This window comes from Shewanella subflava (assembly GCF_025971955.1).
GTDB classification, from domain to species: Bacteria; Pseudomonadota; Gammaproteobacteria; order Enterobacterales; family Shewanellaceae; genus Shewanella; species Shewanella subflava.
In genome coordinates, this window is sequence record NZ_JAPDMX010000002.1 from 12,845 (window position 1) to 29,180 (window position 16,336).

Annotated in this window: 12 protein-coding genes; 3 read left to right on the top strand and 9 right to left on the bottom strand. The window is 40.7% G+C overall.

Features of this window, described 5'->3' with window-relative positions; genetic code table 11:
• The first annotated feature begins 113 nt into the window (after nt 1-113).
• Nucleotides 114-2,291, top strand: coding sequence for a sensor domain-containing diguanylate cyclase (locus OHT75_RS00660; protein ID WP_319803620.1), 2,178 nt, complete (start codon nt 114-116; stop codon nt 2,289-2,291).
• On the opposite strand, the gene OHT75_RS00665 is transcribed toward OHT75_RS00660, so the two are convergent.
• Nucleotides 2,269-3,723, bottom strand: coding sequence for an alpha/beta hydrolase (locus OHT75_RS00665; RefSeq protein ID WP_264724438.1), 1,455 nt, complete (start codon nt 3,721-3,723; stop codon nt 2,269-2,271). The genes OHT75_RS00660 and OHT75_RS00665 overlap by 23 nt on opposite strands.
• Before the next feature lie 108 nt (nt 3,724-3,831).
• Here OHT75_RS00665 and OHT75_RS00670 point away from each other — a divergent pair, with 108 nt between their 5' ends.
• Entirely contained in the window at nt 3,832-4,374 is a 543-nt protein-coding gene (locus OHT75_RS00670; protein WP_264724439.1) for a DUF6942 family protein, read from the top strand.
• 363 nt (nt 4,375-4,737) lie between these two features.
• Here the strand turns inward: OHT75_RS00670 and nadE are convergent, their stop codons facing one another.
• From nadE to OHT75_RS00710, 8 genes are all read right to left on the bottom strand, one after another.
• Entirely contained in the window at nt 4,738-5,568 is an 831-nt protein-coding gene (gene nadE, locus OHT75_RS00675; protein WP_264724440.1) for an ammonia-dependent NAD(+) synthetase, read from the bottom strand.
• A 320-nt stretch (nt 5,569-5,888) separates the two neighbouring features.
• A complete protein-coding gene (locus OHT75_RS00680; RefSeq protein WP_264724441.1) occupies nt 5,889-7,193 on the bottom strand; it encodes an inosine/guanosine kinase in 1,305 nt (434 codons plus the stop codon).
• A gap of 541 nt (nt 7,194-7,734) precedes the next feature.
• Complete coding sequence (gene adk / locus OHT75_RS00685; protein WP_264724443.1) at nt 7,735-8,379, bottom strand: adenylate kinase; 645 nt, start codon at nt 8,377-8,379, stop codon at nt 7,735-7,737.
• A 135-nt stretch (nt 8,380-8,514) separates the two neighbouring features.
• Nucleotides 8,515-9,381: a co-chaperone YbbN gene (locus OHT75_RS00690; RefSeq protein ID WP_264724445.1), complete on the bottom strand. Its 867-nt coding sequence runs from the start codon at nt 9,379-9,381 to the stop codon at nt 8,515-8,517.
• 58 nt (nt 9,382-9,439) lie between these two features.
• Nucleotides 9,440-11,353 carry a molecular chaperone HtpG gene (gene htpG, locus OHT75_RS00695; protein WP_264724446.1) on the bottom strand — a complete coding sequence of 638 codons (1,914 nt, stop codon included), beginning with the start codon at nt 11,351-11,353 and terminating at the stop codon, nt 9,440-9,442.
• A gap of 198 nt (nt 11,354-11,551) precedes the next feature.
• The gene (recR, locus tag OHT75_RS00700; protein WP_264724448.1) at nt 11,552-12,151 is read right to left on the bottom strand and encodes a recombination mediator RecR; all 600 of its coding nucleotides are present in this window, start codon (nt 12,149-12,151) and stop codon (nt 11,552-11,554) included.
• A 331-nt stretch (nt 12,152-12,482) separates the two neighbouring features.
• A complete protein-coding gene (locus OHT75_RS00705; RefSeq protein ID WP_264724450.1) occupies nt 12,483-14,966 on the bottom strand; it encodes an ABC transporter permease in 2,484 nt (827 codons plus the stop codon).
• Entirely contained in the window at nt 14,966-15,709 is a 744-nt protein-coding gene (locus tag OHT75_RS00710; RefSeq protein ID WP_264724451.1) for an ABC transporter ATP-binding protein, read from the bottom strand. Before OHT75_RS00710 ends, OHT75_RS00705 begins: the two co-directional genes overlap by 1 nt.
• On the opposite strand from OHT75_RS00710, the gene OHT75_RS00715 reads away from it, so the two are divergent.
• Nucleotides 15,678-16,328 carry an arylesterase gene (locus tag OHT75_RS00715; protein WP_264724452.1) on the top strand — a complete coding sequence of 217 codons (651 nt, stop codon included), beginning with the start codon at nt 15,678-15,680 and terminating at the stop codon, nt 16,326-16,328. The two genes, OHT75_RS00710 and OHT75_RS00715, sit on opposite strands and share 32 nt — an antisense overlap.
• Nucleotides 16,329-16,336: the final 8 nt, after the last annotated feature.

The window sequence follows — 16,336 nt, forward strand, 5'->3', positions numbered from 1 at the left end:
TTAAGTCAGACCTAAAATAGCCGAGATTTGAAAGCGCATGCTGATGTGAATAACTTGTGATAATGCAGTTTGGCAGGTAAAATTTTTACATAATAATGAGAAAGGATATTTCATTGAAAAAACAGTTTGCAAACCCACAAAACCTACTATTTTCCATTGCTATGGGCGTTATTGCGCTTGTTATCAATCTTTACCCCATTCCTTTTTTTGCCAACGTACAATTTATTGTAGGTAATACCCTTACGGTAATCGTAGCGATATTATGTGGTCCATGGTATGCGTTAATTACGTCTTTATTTGCATCGACAGGCTTACTGATCATTTGGGACAGCTATCACGTGTTCGTCATTTTTTCATTAGAGGCATTATTTTTAGGCTTTTGCCGGCGACGTGATATTTACGCTCTCTATGGGAGTATCATTTATTGGCTATTAATTGGTATGCCCTTATTTTACATAATGGCCAATATATTCTTTGAATTACCCGCTGATCATTTGCCCTTTGTTACTCTCAAACAAGCCATTAACAGCTTAATTTACACCAGTATTGCTTCTTTACTTGTATTAATGCTGCCCAAATTATGGTTTTTTGAAACTAAGATTAAAGATAAACAACGCCGAACACTCAGTAAGCAGATGGTCTATTTCATCACCTTAATGATTACTTTATCGCTTTTGTTTTCTGCTTTATATTTCAACTTTGTTTCATTAAATAAACAGCAAACATTAATTAAAAAAAATCAACAAGAAACCGTATTTCATCTAAGTTATGCAGGCGAACAATATATCAACATGCATACTAACGTGATTAAAAATGCAGCGCATTTTTTTACCCTAGTCAACAATACCCCTGCCGAACAACAGCCTTTGCTGAGCAATTTACATAATAATTACCCCGGTTTTATCAGCATGCTGATCACTGATGATAAAGCAAACATTATTGCTGCATCACCAATTACACGATTTAATGACACGAACTCAAGTAAACATTTAAGTGTTAAAGATCGAGATTATTTTATCGAAGCTTTTTATAACCAGAAAACATTTATCTCTTCTGTCTTTGTTGGCAGAGGTTTCGGCAATGATGCAATCGTAGCGATTAGCGCACCCTATTTTCAAAAAGATGCCCCATTACAACCCGCAGGAATTATTGAAGGTTCTTTGGATTTAAAATACTTCTCTGCAATTGATTACGATTTCAACCAACACGGTAGCCAATCATTGATTTTAACCGATGAAGCAAACAACATCATTTATGCCTCAAATAAACTTAATTTAAAAGTGATGTCACCATTTAAATACAGCATCCACAATGGCTCTTATCTCACAGATTTACAGCTGCTGAATTTAAAAAATACGACTTCCAATATTCCTGAATACATTTATGCCGCCAAAGAGTTGAACAACGGCTGGAAAATATATGTCATCGAGCCTTTTTCACCACTGTTAAAACTGGCTGAAAAACAAATGCTCACTAGCTTCATTATATTATTGACTGCTTTATTGATCAGTTTCTTTATTTCTAATCGAATTAGTCAGTTACTAACAGTACCATTGGAATTAGTGGCCAATCATTTTGGCAAATTAAACCAAAATGATTTGAATACACAAGTATTAGATGAAAGCTCACCCAGAGAGGTTTATAGCCTTTACCAAAGATTATTAACTAGTAAACAAGAGCTTATCTCGCACCAACTGGCACTAGAAGAAACCGTCGCCTTGCGGACATTAGAACTGGAAAATGCCAACCAAAAACTGCAGGAACTGGTTGATAAAGATCCTTTAACGGATTTATTTAATAGACGTTATGCCGAGCAGAAATTTCAAGAGATAAGAGATTTTTGTTTACGCAGTGAGCAAGCCATTACTATCGCAATTCTGGATTTAGACTTTTTTAAATCCATTAATGACAGCTATGGTCACTTAGCAGGCGACGAATGTCTTCGCCAAGTATCAGCGCTACTATTACAGCACTTTAAGCGCGATACTGATATTTTAGCCCGTTACGGCGGTGAAGAATTTATTCTCATTTTGCCAATGACAAATGCACTTAACATTGAACACCATTTAAACGAATTTAGGACAATATTAGCGTCAACTAAAATCGACTCGCCAGATTCAAAACAGCAATTTAACCTAACGGCCAGCATAGGTGCGATAACGGCCAATGCCAATTATCATGCCCAATTGGATAAATGGATTAAAATTGCTGATGACAATTTATATCAAGCCAAAGCCCAGGGACGCAATAGAGTCATCGTCAGTATCATTAACCCTGACTCGGAGTCATAAAGGCATCCATGCGACCTAACATGTACGGATAGAATGGATTCCATTTTTGGCGCAGCATGTTAGCTGCAGACATAGAAAATAAGCCTCTTTCAGCCTGAAATATTGCCAGGCCTATTTGAACCGTCTCACTGTTTTCAACAGCAATCGGTCCATAAAGTGAATCTTCTATTGGAAAAGGTAATGCGACATGCGAAAGAGAAAAGACCCCTTTAGGCCAGCTTAATAATAGCGGCTGTGGTGCTTGATCAGCTAACAAGCCCACTTCTCTGGCTTGGACAGCAAAGCCATCTGGTTGATAACTTTCAATAAAGGTTAAACGGTAATTCACCGGACTATTGGTCCAGTATGGTTCAAACGGTAACATTGGATCTTGATTCATTAACGAATGAAAATTTGAACTGCGATTATAGTCAAAGATAACCAATTCATGCTTATTACCCGATAAGTATTGATATAGCTTATCAACAACATTTAGCGAAGAAACCGTGTCATCAATAACTGACTGAAATGTTTGGATAGGCGCAATAGCTTGCAGTTGTTCAGGATTTAATTGTGCTAACAATTGTTGGTTACGCAATGTTAACTGATAAACAACATCACCTGCATTGACGGCAAAAGACATATATTTAAAGGGATCGTATTCGGTTTCGACACTATTCCAATACAATTTTTCTTGTCCGAGTAACTCACCTAACATGGCTTGCCAGTATGCACCCTGAGCGATTGGCGTAAGCCCAATCGCTGGTGACATAAATATCATTTTGTTATAACTTGTTGGTTTGTTGAGTGTTATGGCTTCAAGCTCATGATTTAACGCTAGAGCTGCCCCCGTTGAAAACCCCACCACATAGAGCGGTTTACCATTTAGTTTTGCTGACAAATGTGTTGTCGCCAATGACACTGCACCGGCAAGATCAGACCAAGTAATATCAGTCAACCCAGATGGGATTGTACCGTGACCTGGCAATCTTAACCCAACAATATGAGCCTGATGGCGATAATGTTCTGCGATATGTGACATTGAATAAGGGGAATCGGACATACCATGTATCAGTAATAAACCAAATTCAGCATCGTCATTTTCCCATTCAAAAGAGCGATTCCAATCTGAGTGCCATTGAGCAGGATCAGACAAACTGCCTTTCTCGTATCGATTCACTGGGGAGGCTATTTCTGGCTGATATTGCTGATAAATCTTTTTATCCACTTCCTTAAACAGTTTTTCTTCCAAGGAAAGATACTCAGCAAAGTGATTTAAACCAGATTGTTGATGATATTCATTTTTTAGGTGAGTGGTATGCCATATTGAAAGATCGGGCTTTTCATTTAATAACCAAACTGCCAACATAATCAACGCGATAGATGTACCGATGGTGCTATAAAATAATGCAAACAAAAGGTGCTTAGTAGAGCCGATAACAATAGCGCGCATGGGGATCCTTTTAATTTAAACCAACACGGAATACATCTAAAACTAAACGCTTAAAAACGTTTAGGCTGATAAGATATTATACTAACCTTAAGGTGATACGATAATAAAATGAAAATGCTTGATGATAATCCGTCCAATCCCGCGTTAATCAGCCACTACTTTGGGGCATTGAAACCCAAAATCATCTTTTATTTGCCTTCAGCACCAATCATTCCCAAAAATTGGCTGCCCACAAGTGAACAAGCAATAGCACAATTAATCCATGCTAACGGTAATCATTGGCGTAAAATAATGGTGATTATAAGCAAACTAGTCTGCAAAGAATTTTCTGATTGGCGAAAAGTACAGCCGAACTTGTTTCAACAAAGCTGTACGGAGCATATTCCCCTTGCGATTGTCATTGTGAATGACTCATATGAAAATGCTGATAATTTAGCGCGAGATCCTGATATTGCGCACATCATTTGCGGCAAAAATACCAGTTCACGCTTCATGTTTAACAAAATCGTACTAGCACAACACCTTTCATTGAATGAAAAGCAGGCGATTCAATATCATTCCTCGGTATTTTTAACCCCATATTTAGACTATCGTCAATTTCCCAATAAATTAATTGAATTATTAAGGCCAATGTTGCATCAAACTGATTGAGGGTTAACATGTAATTTTCCAGATATCGCAGCCTAGTAAATAATCATTTGTTTTGAATTTGCCATGATTAAATGACAAGCATTGTTGATAAGTAGCGCAACACCAAAGCAACGATAACATTCAAGCTAATCGACCTTGGCAATAGACAATGTGGATTAAGAATCAACAATATTCTTGAAAGTTCAACAGGCCATTGATTTAACAATAATTCAATATCTTAAAGATAAAAATAGTTATCCCGCTAGCTTAAGCATCAATCACAAAGATCACTTATTTGCACCATAAAAGTAATGACACACAGAAAACTCAGCCAAGTTAATGCGTGTCATATATCTAAGGCTTACTGACGCCCCTCAAGGAAGGTTAATCGTAAATGGTTGGGATCGGTTTACGTTTATGCTGAGTACGTTGATAAATCGCGATTAATTTAGATTCAACATGTTCTTCTACCGGTTTAGCTTCTAGAAAATCATCAATTTGGTCATAGGTTAGTCCTAAAGCCACCTCATCCTCTAATTGTGGATTTTCATCTTCTAGATCTGCCGTGGGAGCTTTATTAACTAAAATCTCAGGAGCGCCTAAATAAGCGGCCAGTTGCCGAACTTGGCGTTTATTTAAACCAAACAAAGGCGCTAAATCACAGGCACCATCACCAAATTTTGTATAAAAACCGGTAATATTTTCTGCGCTATGATCAGTACCTACAACTAAGCCGCCCACCATCCCCGCAATTTCATATTGCGCTATCATGCGCATTCTGGCTTTGACATTACCTTTAACAAAATCAACTTTATCTGCTGCAGGTAAATTTATTCCAGCATCAGCAAGTCCAGCTAATGTCGCCTCATGCGCGCCAATCACCCCCCCTGCAATATTGACTGTTACTTGCTTACTGGGTTGAATAAATTGACAAGCCAACTGGGCTTCATCTTCATCCTTTTGAACTTGGTAAGGTAATCTGACGGCAATAAACTTGTATGGCTTATCATTTTTACCTTCGTTGAGGCTATCAACAGCAAGTTGACATAAACGACCGGTTAATGATGAGTCAACGCCACCGCTGATCCCTAATACCAGCGAAAAACAGTGGGCGTCTTTGAGCTTAGATTTGATAAATGCAACGCGTCTTTGAACTTCAAATTCAGGTTCAATTGCTTTGAGCACATGCATTTCTCGTAAAATTTGTCCCTTCACCTTAAGCTCCTTCAAGTAGTTATCTGGGTCTATTCTATTAAAATTTCATCAAAAAAAAACGATAATGACAAAACATTATCGTTTTTTTTAACTTTGTTTTTATTTAACCTCAACTTGGGTTAAGAGATGGGCCCAATAAGCACAATTCAACAGATTAAGCTTATTTTTAGTAAACTTGTCATTTGTTTTGAAATTAAGGCACATTAACCCGTCAATAGCGGGTCTATTGCACGTTAATGAAACGCAGTGAACAAGACAAAGGGCTTTTTGCTAAGCGTTTATATCCCAAGCTAAGGCTATTTAACTAGCCAAACCATGGGTTAACGTTCCCAATATGATTCTTCTAGGCTATCTTCGCGCTCTGGTAAACCTCTAGACAACCTTGGGCTGTGTTGGGCTAACACTTCATAGGCGACACGGTTAGCATACTTACACACCTGAGAGAATGACGAGTAGCATAATCCATCACGTTTATGTTTACTTGAACCAGGTACATTAGTTTTATGGTAGTTGTTCGCAGACAAATCATGCAATAAGGCTGATAACGCGCCATCACCGGCTCCGTTGGTGTTACGAATATAATCTGGCCCCCCCATATAAGGTGCAATATGGGCGTACACTTTAATCGGTTGTTCACAATCAGCCTTTAGCATAGGACGAGAGAACTCATAACGATTGAACTCAGGGATCGCACCGGGTAACAAAATGTGGCTGGTTTCTCGTTTTGCACTATCTTCAGCATAACCAGCAGTGTATAACCCAATTGGCCCCGCTGTGGTTAACACCATATCGCACCACTCCAGTGCCGCTTCACTCGCCAGTAATGGATCTTTAAAGCCAGTTAATGCTTCACCTTCATCTTCATTCATTGCCAATATAGTGACATGCTCTTTAATAAAGTTTTGCCACCAAACAGGATCTTCTTGAATTAAAAAGCGCGTACCAAGAGTTAACACCACTGGAACTTCAGCCGCTTTAGCATATTCAATCGCTTTCATGGCTGCCGATGTCATGCCATCGCCATCACTGGCTCGCATTAAGTAAGCGGTGATCACCAATGCTGCACTTTCTTGAACCACTTGCTGATTAATATAATGAGGCGTCAGCTTATCCATTGAGCCTTTACTGATCGCAAAAGTACGCTCTCCATCCGCCGAAATCAACGTAAAGCAGCGTCCAATAGGACCGTCTACGGGTTGTAAATAGTTTAAATCGACTTTTGAAGAGGTATTGCACAGGTATCGGTATGCATAGCTGCCCACCATAATATTCTGACTCATGACACCAAATAATACTGAACGATCATCGGCAAGAATAGAGTAGTTATGCACGGTATTCCCTATGGTGCCGCCCGCAAACTCATCACTGATCATGTTATTTGATTTTAATTCGTTATAAAGAATGTGCGCCCTTTCATCATCGATCAAGGTAGAGTTACCTTTAGGTAAACCGTAGCGTTCAAGTAACTCTTCAGCCACTTTAGCTTCAATGTCGACTAAGGTTTGGTCGATCCCACAAATGTAAGTAGGAAAGGTTTGCGGCTGTTGGGTAAATTGCGCCAACAGCGGATCACGGTTACTTACAGGAAAATAATGCTTCGACTTACGTTGACCAGGAAACTTCATAATCGATTCTCATGAGTTTGCATCCGTGCAGCGAAATAAAAATATCAGTTTAGTTTATATTTAACACAATCTTGCTTAAATATGCAGCGACCATAGATAAACGGCGGCGAATAATAACATATTAACCTTATGAGATTAAATGACTTTTACCACAATTAGCCGACAAAGACTGCCTGTTCTGTCTGGTGTTCAATCAGCATAACGTTGACCGTTTGCCATCAATCAAACAGTCAGTCAGCCACTTATCGTTATGAGTCACATTTTTAAAGCATTATTGGCCATTTTGAAAACGTATTTGGCCATGATAACAAGATACTTAACCGTTAAACCTTATTATTAACAAAACCAATACAGACGATTGTTCACTATTTAGTGTCAATAGCCTACTGATAGCAATTAGGCTAATAGGCAAATACAAAATTTATACATAAATCATTGTTCTAGAACAAGTGAATCAACAAACAAAAAGGGATCTGTATTAACAGATCCCTTTTTATTATTGCCCCAGACTAAGCAGGCTTTTTCTTTATAGATAAAGTCGTTACTTAAGTACCGCAGCTAATTGCTGGCTGACTGCAGCAACACTTTGAGTACCATCAAACTTGTTGTACTCGGTACGACCTTCAGCTGCAACTTTGCCATAGTAATCAACTAATGGCTTAGTTTGCTCATGATAGATACCTAAACGCTTACGAACTGTCGATTCTTCATCATCTGGACGTATTGCTAATTCTTCACCGGTAATGTCGTCTTTACCTTCCACTTTGGGTGGATTAAATACAACATGGTAAACACGACCTGAACCAGAATGCACACGACGACCGCTCATGCGCTTAACAATCTCTTCGTCTGGTACGTCAATTTCAATCACGTGATCAATCGCAATACCATTGGCAGCCATTGCATCAGCTTGTGGAATTGTGCGAGGAAAACCATCAAGTAAGAAGCCTTTAGCACAGTCATCTTGTGCGATGCGTTCTTTTACTAAACCAATGATTAAGTCATCTGAAACTAATTGGCCAGCATCCATAACCTTCTTGGCTTCTAAACCAAGTGGTGTTCCCGCTTTAACCGCAGCACGTAACATATCACCAGTAGAGATCTGTGGGATACCATATTGCTCCATAATAAATTGAGCTTGGGTACCTTTACCGGCACCTGGGGCACCTAATAAAATAATGCGCATCTCTAAAGTCCTCTTTTAAGATTATATTCTTTTTAGGGCGGCGATTTTCGCATATTTGCCACACTATTCATAGTGGCAAACACACTCCATTAGACCTATATCTAATAACCACAACCCATTTGCAGGCAAGCCCGTTTAATACAGTAAGGTATATAATTTACGACGATATTGATTGGCCAAGGCATTGCCCTGCCCCATTGCGGTTAATATTTCCAAGAACACTTGTTTAACTTTGCCATCACCAGCATTCAAATCTTTTTGTAAAAAACCAAAAAGCGTTTCTAATGCTTCGTCGTTACGCTGGGCTTTATTAAGCGCTTTAGCTAAATCAATTGATAATGAAATATCCGTAGGATTACTTTCAAGTTGTTGTTGAAGCTCACGAATTTCAGGAGTATCAGCAGCATCTTCTGCTAATGCGAGTTTAGCTTTTAAATTTTGATAATAGCTATCTTGATCTGCCAGTCCAATGCCGGACAAAATCGTTTTTGCATCACCCAGTAGATTTAGTTGTAAATAAACATCTGCTAGGACTAATTGCACCTGGGCAAGATTATCTGCTTGAAGGAGAATATCTTTGAGTTCGACGCTTAAGCGAGTCAGGGTTTCGGTGGTTAACAATTCATTTTGTGACAAAAGTGCTTTAACGTCTTCAAATGCTTGTGACCACATAGGTGGCAAATGCTTATCAAGCAAGGCGGTGACACTTGGACTATCTTGTACGCCGGCAAAGCCATCTATTGGACGACCTTTATCTAATACCAGCGTGGTGGGTAAACTTTGAATTTGAAAATATTGCGCAATTTCCATTTCCACTTCACAGTCTACCGATGCCAATATAAACCGCCCTTTATGGGCGCTGGCTAACTGCGTCAGAGTTTGCAGCATCTGCATGCTTTCTGGCTTTTGCTGGGCAAAAAAGGTTAATACCACCATTTTTTCCATCGAGGTATCAACAACTTGCTGGATGTTTTCTTTAGTTAACGAAATGATATGTTCCATAGGTCCCCTTAAAGTGCAAAAAGCGGACATCTAGTCCGCTTTCATATCCGCTCCAGTGTTACTTAAAGCTCGACATCAACATTTGATTCATTAACTTAATGAATGCCGATGGATCAGCTAAACTGCCTTTCTCTGAAAGTTGCGCTTGTTGTAGCAACAAGTTAGACCAATCAGCAAACAGTTGCTCATCTTGTTCACTGTTTAAACGCTCGACCAAAGGATGCGTTGGGTTGATCTCAAATGTTGGCTTAGAGTCAGGAACAGGTTGACCCGCTGCTTGCATTAATTTAATCATTTGGGTCGACATTTCGCCCTCACCAGTTACCACACAGGCTGGGGTATCTGTTAAGCGCGAAGTCACTTTCACATCAGAGACTTTGCCATCAAGTGCTGCTTTGATACGTTCAACCAAGCCTTTAGACTCTTCAGCAACTTTCTCTTGCGCTTCTTTGTCTGCTTCATCTTCTAATGAACCTAACTCTAAATCGCCTTTTGTCACCGAATGCAGCTTTTTGCCTTTGTATTCAGTTAAGTGGTTAATTAACCATTCATCGATACGTTCTGACATTAACAACACTTCAATGCCTTTTTTACGCAATAATTCAAGATGAGGACTATTTACCGCAGCGTCATGGCTATCTGCCACTATGTAATAAATCTTTTCCTGACCCTCTTTCATGCGTTCAATGTAGGCATCTAACGACACGGTTGTTGCCGCAGAATTGTCTTGCGTCGACGCAAAGCGTAAAAGACTGGCAATGCGCTCACGATTAGCAAAGTCTTCAGCTGGGCCTTCTTTAAGCACCTGTCCAAATTCAGCCCAAAATGCCTGATATTTTTCAGCGTCATCTTTAGCTAACTTTTCTAGCATCCCCAATACACGCTTAGTTAAAGCTGTGCGTAATGACTTGGTGATTTGATTATCTTGTAAAATTTCACGCGATACGTTTAATGGCAGATCTTTTGAGTCAATTAAGCCTTTTACAAAGCGTAAGTAAGTTGGCATAAACTGTTCAGCATCATCCATAACAAACACACGCTGAATAAACAATTTTAATCCATGTTTATGATCACGATTAAACAGGTCAAACGGTGCTTTGGAGGGAATATACAATAAGCTAGTGTATTCCTGCTTACCTTCAACACGGTTATGTGACCACTTTAATGCGTCACTGTAATCATGGGAGATATGCTTATAAAACTCTTGATATTCTTCATCTGTAATATCTGATTTACTTCTTGTCCAAAGCGCAGTGGCTTTGTTCATTGGTTTCCAGAAACCTTCAGTTGCTGGAATTTTTTCACCGTCGGGGCCGTCTGATTCAGGCGTACCCTCTTCAAACATTTGCACTGGTACAGAGATGTGATCTGAATACTTAGTAATGATTGAACGTAAGCGATATTCATCAGCAAATTCTTTTTCTTCATCACGTAAGTGCAAGGTGATTTCGGTTCCACGGGTATTTTTAGTGATGTTATCTACACTGAAAGAACCTTCGCCTTCAGACTCCCATAACACACCTTCATTTGCAGGTTTACCTGCAGCTCGTGTACGTACTGTCACTTTTTTGGCCACAATAAATGCCGAGTAAAAACCAACACCAAATTGACCAATTAATTGTGAATCTTTAGAGGCTTCACCTGAAAGGTTGCTAAAAAACTCCTTGGTACCTGATTTAGCGATAGTACCTAAATGCTCAATCACGCCGTCGCGAGTCATACCGATACCATTATCAGAAATGGTCACAGTGCCTTTTTCTTTGTCGGTGCTGATACGCACACGTAAATCACCATCACCTTCATATAAAGCATCATCGGTTAACGCTAAATAGCGAAGTTTGTCTGCCGCATCGGCCGCATTTGAAACTAATTCACGTAAGAAAATCTCTTTGTTTGAATACAAAGAGTGGATCATCAAATGCAGTAATTGTTTAACTTCGGTTTGAAAACCATGTGTTTCTTGTTGTGACATGAATAATTCCCTTGATAGTACTTTGAGGTATTACATAACGGTTACTTTAAGCGGGTAACTTGCTAACACCGCTAAAGCGACCACTCTAAAATGCTTTGATATACAAGAGATGGGGCTTAGGGAATACAATTCAAGGGGGGGATGTTTTTTTGGTGATTTTTTAAGCCACCATCTAAGGTTTGATGGTGACTTAACAGGTTATAGCGTTATCCGGCCATTAAACGATAATGCCAAAGTTGTACTATCAACATATTCCAATTCGCCCCCAACAGGAACGCCATGGGCAATACGGCTAATCACTACATTATGACGGCGAGCCATATCAGCAATAAAATGTGCGGTCGCATCGCCTTCAACCGTTGGGTTGGTGGCGAGGATAAGCTCTTGTACATCATCGGATGATAATTGTTGCTCTAGCAAGGCCAGCCCTAACTCTTCTGGCCCAATGCCATCAAGTGGCGATAAATGCCCTAGCAATACGAAGTAACGCCCATTAAAGTGGCCACCAGCCTCAATAGCTAACACATCAGCGGGAGTTTCAACCACACAAATCACGTCGGCATTACCGCGTTTATGGCTAGCACAAATTGGGCACAAATCCTGTTCGGTAAAGGTGCGACATCCTTGGCAATGTCCAACCTCAGACATGGCTTTTTGTAATGATTCTGCAAGTTTGAGACCGGCTTTTCGTTCGCGCTCTAATAATTGAAAAGCCATGCGTTGTGCTGATTTTGGCCCAACGCCGGGTAATATTCGCAACGATTGAATAAGCTCATCGACCAACGGGCTGAATTTCATATGTATAACAAACCTTCAAATCTAAATAGCATGAACATTAAAGGGTGATGATTATTCACTTTGTCATCTCAGATTGCAAAACAGATTGCAAAAACACATCAATTAACATCGAAAATAGAGCGGGTGATACTGTTTTAATCAGTATTTCATCACCGTCTGGGCAAACGAAAATGAAACAAGGCAAAGGTATTTACCAGTTTAGTTCAACAATTAACTAAACCGCTTAATGGCTTGTCACCAACAGACAAGCGACAAATGCTCAATAGCCTTAAGTTAGCCAAGCTGCTTGATGAAAAATCAGGGAGAGACTAAGCCTCTCCCTGATATTGCTTTATCCCGCTTTTAACAAATCACTGCAAGATTGGTTTAATAATTGTCGGCAACGCCACATGCCTAATATCGACACCACTGCGGCGCCTGATAATGGTGCGATTACCCACCACGGCCAATGCATATAGACAACCAATTCAAACACTTGAGTTTTAAGCATGTAAAGCGCAAACTCCGCAACAATAACAGCTAGCAAGCCCGCTATTGCCCCGAGTAAGGCAAACTCTAATCCAGTGGCAGAACGCAGAAGCCAACCGGATGCACCAAAGGTTCGTAGCACTGCCAGCTCGCGCTGCCGTGTTGCCATCCCCGCTTCAGTTTGGGCAATCAACACCAACGCACTGGCCAGAAGCACAAGCGCCAAAACTAAGCTTAGCGATAAAGACACTTGATCGATAATTTGTCTTAATTGCTCGACCATCGCACCCACATCAATCACTGAAATAGTCGGGAATTGTTTAATCAACTGCAACACGACAGCATTAGCACTCAATGCGCTACCCGCGGTTTTTAGCTTGTCATCATCTAAATGAAAACTTGCCATCGAGGTATAATTAAACTTCTCAAGCGCTTTAGGCCTAAAAATCATAAAAAAGTTAGGCTGTAATGTTTCCCATTGTACATTTCTAATGCTGGTTGCTTTAACCGTAAATGACTGATTATCAATATTGAATGTCATGGTGTCATTTAACGCTAATCCCAGCCGCTCAGCCACACCGGACTCAACTGACACTTCATCATCTGCCTGATTAAATGTCCCCTCTACAATGGGATTGTTAGGCGGCAAAGTATCGCGATACGTCAGGTTTAACTCACGAGAAATACCTACTCGGCCAGGCATACCAGCATCTTGCTGCTCACCAGAAATTAACTCTTCGCCATTGATATGGGTTAAACGTCCCCGGATAACCGGGTAAATGTCGGTAGCTTCAATTTGGTGTAGATCCAAAAATTGTTGCAAAGGCTGGGTATCTTCAGGGGCAATATTAACTAGAAAGTAATTAGGTGCATCTTCAGGTAACTGTTTTTGCCACTCATTAAGTAAGTCCTGTCGCAAAGCCAAAATCGTTAACAGTAGTACCAGTGCGCTACTAAAGCCGACTAACTGAACCGCATTTTGTCTTGCTCTGCGACGAAGGCCTGCTAATGCTAACTGCAATGGATTAGTGGTTTTCATGCCCACGCTGTGACCCATTCGGATCATCAAAAAACCAAGTATACTCAGCAGTAATCCTAGTAGTAATACAGTAAGCACCACTGTCATGGTTAACGCGATACTTCTGGAGTACAAATAGCCCAATAATGCCATTGCACCTAGACTGAGCAACAAATGCAGCCACATACCCAGTTGTAAGCCTTCTAGTTGCCGCTGCAATACCCTTAAAGGTGGAATGGCTAGCAGGCGCATCAGTGGGTAAGCCGAAAACATAAAGGCACTGATTAACCCAGTCGACATCCCCAGTAAAAATGGCCGCATATAAGGTGGTGAATAGGCGGCTATTTCGGGAGGTAAGAATTGAGTTATCGCTAAATCAAGCAACAAACCGCCAAATAACCCCAGCACTATGCCAAGTAACGTTACCAACATTAAATGTAAACCAAACAATAAACGAATTTGCTTAGCTGAAGCACCAAAGGTTTTTAGCATGGCTACAACATCATAATGACGCTGGCAATAACGCTGGGCAGCAATACCAATAGCGGCGCAGGCTAACGCAATACCCAGTAAACTGGCTAACAATAAAAATCGCTCTGCGCGTTTTACCGCCGAAGCAATAGGCGAATCTCCTGACTGTACATCTACCCATCGCTGGCTATTATTGAGAAGCGGCTTGGCTTGTTGCTCAAACTCGGCTAACGCGTCTACATCACCGGTGAATTGATAAATATAACTGACTCGACTTCCCGGTTGGATAATGCCGGTTGCGTCAACATCATCAAGGCGCATCAGTAATACAGGCGCCGATGCAAAGGGATTAAATCCGCCGTCCGGTAATCGGCTAATTTCAGCCGAGAGGGTTAAAATACTATTACCTAATTCTAAAGACTCTGGATAACCCAGTAGCCCACCTAAACGATTTTCATACCAGGCTTCCCCCTTCTGGGGTAGTGAGGATGTTTCACCGTTTGATAATTCAATTTTACCTTTTAACGGGTAAGCCTCACCGACGGCTTTAATGGTCACTAATTGAAATTTATCACCGGCATAAACCATGGAGTTAAATTGCATATTAGTCACGTGTTTAAGATTTAACTCATTGGCAATGGCCAATACTTTAGGCTCAACCACTGCAGGGGAGTTAATGATGCGATCGGCAGCAATAAAGGTTGCAGCTTCACCATTAATCGCTACCTGTAAGCGCTCACTGACTCGCGCTAAACCGCTAACCGATAAGACGGCAAGGGTAATCGCTAATACAATAAGCAGTAACTGTCCCTGGGCTAATTCTCGTTTAAAAAGGCGCCATGCTAATTGCCACTCCATTAACTCACCTCCTCTGCCAATAAGGGAGAGTTAGCGCTATGCGCTTGGCTATTTGGGGCTTCGGTAAGTTGGCCGCTGTCCATCACAAACTGACGTTTGCAACGTTTTGCCAACTGTAAATCATGGGTAACCAAGACTAATGTGGTGTCGCTTTCTTGGTTTAGTGCAAACAGCATATCAGCAATTTTATCGCCATTAACACTGTCTAAATTGCCCGTTGGCTCATCGGCAAAAAGCACCTTAGGCTCACAAATAAAAGCTCGCGCAATGGCAACCCTTTGTTGTTCACCGCCTGATAATTGTTTAGGTAAATGGGTTAATCTATGGCTTAATCCGACTCGTTCAAGCATATTCTGTGCTTTGTGCTTAGCATCTTTTACACCCGCTAATTCAGCAGGCAACATCACATTTTCAAGGGCGGTTAAGGTATCTACTAACATAAATGATTGAAAAATAAAGCTGACTTTCTTTTTTCGCAGTGCGGCTTTTTGCTCTTCATTAAGACCTGATAATGCCGAGCCTGCTAATAAAATTTCACCCGATGTAGGCGTATCAAGTGCGGCAAGCAGCCCGAGTAACGTTGACTTGCCAGATCCTGACGGTCCTAAAATGGCGACACTGTCTCCTTGCTTGACATCCATGTTGATGCCCTTGAGGATAGTAAGCTCACCTTCTTGAGTTACCACTGTTTTTATGAGGTTAGTTACTGTAATGGCACTAGAGTCTTTCGCAAAATTCGACATAGGATCCTTCTTAACATTAGCGATTAAGCGCAGTCTTGCTACGTTAATTATTGTTTTATCAGTTTCTTCTTCCAGCTATGCTGCCACGATTTTGATACTAGGTGATAGTTTAAGTGCTGGATATGGTATGGAGGAAGAACAAGGCTGGGTACAATTGTTACGCAACGAGCTTCCTGAGCACACCATTATTAATGGCTCGGTGAGTGGCGAAACATCGGCTGGCGGTGCTAGGCGTATCGCGGATTTACTCGCTTCAAGCCAATTTGACTTAGTGGTCATTGAGCTCGGTGGAAATGATGGATTACGAGGTTTTCCACCCGCTAAATTGAAATCAAATCTTACAAAAATCATTCAAGACTCACAGCAAGCCGATGCAAAAGTGTTACTTACAGAAGTGATGGTGCCGCCAAATTACGGACCTCGATACAGTAAAATGTTTAATGACGTCTTTTATGAACTGGCCGACACTTATCAAATTCCACTGATCCCCTTTTTCATGCAGGAGATAGCACCACAAGCATCACTAATGCAACGAGATGGCATTCACCCCAATGTAGAAGCACAACCAATCATTACGCAATGGATGAAACCCTGGATCATTGATGTGTTAAAAAAGTGACCTAGGTA

Excerpts from the sequence above, each read along its gene's own strand:
- OHT75_RS00705 (WP_264724450.1), bottom strand. The coding sequence starts at position 14,966 with ATGGAGTGGCAATTAGCATGGCGCCTTTTTAAACGAGAATTAGCCCAG.
- OHT75_RS00665 (WP_264724438.1), bottom strand. The coding sequence starts at position 3,723 with ATGCGCGCTATTGTTATCGGCTCTACTAAGCACCTTTTGTTTGCATTA.
- OHT75_RS00670 (WP_264724439.1), top strand. The coding sequence starts at position 3,832 with ATGAAAATGCTTGATGATAATCCGTCCAATCCCGCGTTAATCAGCCAC.
- htpG (WP_264724446.1), bottom strand. The coding sequence starts at position 11,353 with ATGTCACAACAAGAAACACATGGTTTTCAAACCGAAGTTAAACAATTA.
- recR (WP_264724448.1), bottom strand. The coding sequence starts at position 12,151 with ATGAAATTCAGCCCGTTGGTCGATGAGCTTATTCAATCGTTGCGAATA.
- OHT75_RS00715 (WP_264724452.1), top strand. The coding sequence starts at position 15,678 with ATGGCACTAGAGTCTTTCGCAAAATTCGACATAGGATCCTTCTTAACA.
- OHT75_RS00690 (WP_264724445.1), bottom strand. The coding sequence starts at position 9,381 with ATGGAACATATCATTTCGTTAACTAAAGAAAACATCCAGCAAGTTGTT.
- OHT75_RS00710 (WP_264724451.1), bottom strand. The coding sequence starts at position 15,709 with ATGTCGAATTTTGCGAAAGACTCTAGTGCCATTACAGTAACTAACCTC.
- OHT75_RS00680 (WP_264724441.1), bottom strand. The coding sequence starts at position 7,193 with ATGAAGTTTCCTGGTCAACGTAAGTCGAAGCATTATTTTCCTGTAAGT.
- adk (WP_264724443.1), bottom strand. The coding sequence starts at position 8,379 with ATGCGCATTATTTTATTAGGTGCCCCAGGTGCCGGTAAAGGTACCCAA.